This is a genomic window from Sulfuricurvum sp. (assembly GCF_022759005.1).
Taxonomy (GTDB): Bacteria; Campylobacterota; Campylobacteria; order Campylobacterales; family Sulfurimonadaceae; genus Sulfuricurvum.
Genome location: NZ_JAEMQA010000014.1, coordinates 1 through 3,092, shown reverse-complemented (window position 1 = coordinate 3,092; position 3,092 = coordinate 1). Strand labels below are relative to the sequence as shown.

The window sequence follows — 3,092 nt, the reverse complement described above, 5'->3', positions numbered from 1 at the left end:
CGCGCCGAAGCATACACCGCCGTCAAAACAACGAAGAGTAAAAGGACACCGATGCCAATGGCTTTCATCATTCGCTTAAAGGAGTCATTGAGCTGCACAATGTCCCCTTGTTGAGTCAGAGTGGTTCCGCTGAGGGAGAGTTGTTTAATCACCGCATCCGCATCGTCGGTGATATGCGTAATTGGGCGTTTAGCACGGTAGCCGTTGACATCCAAAGAGTAAAGCAATCCATCACGTTCGAGTTTGGCAGGGGTCATCTGTACTTTGAGCGTCGCCACGGCACTTAGAGGGATAAGCCCCGCGTTGGAGGTGATTGGGAGATTTTCAAGAGCAAGGGGATGCTCTTGAAAACTGCCGCTCATATAAAGGCGTACGGGCTGATTGCTCATTGAGGCAAGATTACCGCTGAGTGCTACGATTTGACCCCGAATAGGGATTTGGTTCAAAATTGCAATAGGGGTGAGCCCGTATGAGAGCGCTTTATCGGTATCGATGGAGAGATCGATTTCGCTTAAATCCTCACGCCAGCTTGGGGTGATACTCGTAATCCCTTTGAGTGTTTGAAGCTCACTAATGAGCTTTTGTGCATCAGCGTAGAGTCCATCAGGCGTTGCAGAGGTGAGACGAATATCTAGCGGTGCTTTGATTGAGGAGTTTGCTGTCGCTCCAAAGTCATAAACATCGACCGATTTTACCCCCTCTAAGCTATTAAGGTGTGTGCGAATCTCCTCTTCGATTTGCCAAATCGTTTTGGTTCGCTCGAAGCGGTTGGCACAAAGGATCGTCATTGTAGCTTCTGTTGAGAGATTACCACTTCCTAGGGATAATACTCCCTCTTCACTCCCAAATGCTGTGGAGCTGGTGCGTGCATAGTCTTGTTTATTGAGCCATTTAAAAAACGGTTTGAGTTTAGCCGTAGCATCTTCGACGCGATCATTGGAGCTAAAGGCGATTTTAACCTTGATAATCCCCGTATCCATCGGAGGCATCGCGTCTTTACCGATGAGAGGCATCACCACTTTCATGCTCACGATCAGCAATGCCAAGACACCGACGATCAGGAGCGTTTTACGCAAACGGGTACGCCCTGTGTTGGAGAATTTTAAGATAGAGAGGTAAGGGCTAACAAGACGTCCCATTGTGTTTTCATACAACTTTTCAAACGCCACTTCAAAGCGGTTTTTACCCACACCGTTGCGATAGAGATAGGCTGAAAATTTCGGTATCAGAGTAATGGAGAGAATATAGGAGACGATAAGCGCAATGATGAGCGTTGAGATGAGTGGGCGATAGATCGTTTGAGGAAAATCGCCGACAAACATAAGTGGAGCGATAATGACAATGGTTGCAATCGTCCCCGCAAAAACGGGGGCGATCACTTCGCGGGTTCCGTGGAAAATCGCCTCTTCGAGGTTCTCGTGCATTTCCACTAAATGGCGTTCGATATTTTCCAACACCACCACGGCATCATCCACAAGCATCCCAAGGGCGAGGATAATCGCCGTATAGACGACGATGTTGAGTTCTCCGCCACTAAGCCAGATGACTCCAATAGTCCCTAAAAATACCAAAGGAATAGAGACGGCCGCCGCTGCAATGGCGCGTAAATTGCCCAAGAAAAAGAGCAAGACGATGAGGGTAAAGATGATCGCATCACGCAGAGCTTCAAGCATATTGGTATTGGCTGTTTCTATTAAGTCACGCTGTGTATCGACAATCTCGAAATTAATATTTGGATATGTTTTTTTAAGCTGTTCGATCTGCTCACGCGCGGCATAGCTTGTCTCTAAGACGCTTCCTTTGGGTGAGCGCTGGATTGAGAGGGCGATAGACTCTTTGCCATTGCCAAAAAAAGCACTCATAGGTTCTGCTTCGCTCCATGCAACAGTTGCAATATCTCGTAGATGGAGATTAGGGGCCACGCTGAGATCCCCAAGACTCTCGGGATCACTTTTTTCGCCATAATAAGTAAGTGTTGTAAAGCCATCTGCATTTTTGACAAATCCCAATGGAGTATCTTTGTCCAGTGCCGTAATGGTTTTAGCAATGGACTCCATATCAAGATGGGCACTTGCTACTTTTGTGGGATCAAGATTTATAGTGAGCGCACTTTGATGTCCCCCAAACACCTCCACATTTCCAATTCCCTGTGTTGAGAGCAAACGAGGCTTGATAAAGCTATCGGCAATTTTACGTATATCTAAAAGCGTTACTGTTGGATTTTTTGGTGAAATAGAAACCACTTCTACAGGGAGAGTAAAAGCTCCTGAGACATAAAGCGTTGGATTGAGTCCTGCTGGGAGTTTGGCTTTGGCGGTGGCGAGGGCGTTACTCACATCGACCGCTGCGCCATCGAGTCCTTTGTCATACTCAAACTCAGCACGGACAATGGAGAAGTTTGCCATATTTGTTGAGCTTACGGTGCGGATCAATCCAAGACGAGCAATCTCCTCTTCTATGGGTTTCGAAACCGAACTTGCTGCAACGGGAGCGGTCATCCCTGGAGCCTGAGTAATCACGACAACCGTTGGACGGTCTGAATCGGGAAAAAGGTTTTTAGGAAGTGTTTTAAGACCGATAACCCCCGTGATGAGCATCGTTAAAACAAGTGCAACCAGATGATAAGGCCTGCGATAAAAAAACTCAAACATACCTTAGCCTTTAATAGCGAGTGAAGCGCCACTTAAGAGTTTGAGTAAAATGTCGCTTTTAGCAACTACTACTTTTTCTAAAGGAGCACCGCTAACAACATATCCCTCATCTCCTTTAGCAATGATGCTTACCTCCACAGCTTTAGCACTATGCCCATTCACCACTAAAACATAGGCTTTTGACTCTTTAAAAAGAAGAGCTTCGCGAGGTAAAAAAGTTCCTCTTCCCTCAAAAGTGACGATTTTTGCCTCGACACGAGCGCCAGAAGCCAGAGTAAGGGGGATATCTGCGCGATACTCATCGACACCATTGCTGTTTTGCAAAAAGCGTAAAGGAGCACGATGATTTTCAAACATAAGCGCTTTAGCGCTCGTGCCTAATGCTAAGCGCACCAATAAATATGCTCCATTATTAGCACGAACAGAGGCGAGCGGTTTGCC

At 46.7% G+C, this 3,092-nt stretch carries 1 protein-coding gene and 1 pseudogene; both read right to left on the bottom strand.

Going from position 1 to position 3,092, the window contains the following annotated elements; genetic code table 11:
- Nucleotides 1–2,651: efflux RND transporter permease subunit (locus JHC35_RS00865; RefSeq protein WP_295041489.1), on the bottom strand; the 2,651-nt coding region annotated here is incomplete at its 3' end.
- A 3-nt stretch (nucleotides 2,652–2,654) separates the two neighbouring features.
- A pseudogene (locus JHC35_RS00860) lies at nucleotides 2,655–3,092 on the bottom strand (efflux transporter periplasmic adaptor subunit); the annotation flags it as partial.